This window comes from Marinobacter sp. bablab_jr008 (genome assembly GCF_016464145.1).
GTDB lineage: Bacteria > Pseudomonadota > Gammaproteobacteria > Pseudomonadales > Oleiphilaceae > Marinobacter > Marinobacter nauticus.
On sequence record NZ_JACDWW010000012.1, the window covers coordinates 1 to 296 of the forward strand.

Here is a 296-nt window from a genome sequence, read left to right on the forward strand (position 1 = left end):
GGGCGGCAATCGGCGATGCCAATATTGCACTATTTGCCTATGGCGTCGCCGCAGCGGCAACTAAAGATGGCTTTTGGATACAGGGACGGTGGCGCCGCCATGTTTTAGGAGTGTATTTTGCTACCGGTCTGCTTATAACGATAGTCTTTGAAGCATGGGCCACAGGCGCAGGCCAGCGCTGGAGCTACAATGATTCTATGCCCCTGTTTCCCTTCCTTGGCACAGGTATCGCCCCTCTAGCGCAGTGGATTATCGTTCCAACAGTCTCGCTCTTTGGTTTGCGTTGGCTCTACAGA

Annotated in this window: 1 protein-coding gene; it reads left to right on the top strand. The window is 53.7% G+C overall.

The features are described from left to right. A partial coding sequence (locus tag JIF53_RS19285; protein WP_206769446.1) for a hypothetical protein occupies positions 1-296 on the top strand: 296 nt, incomplete at both ends.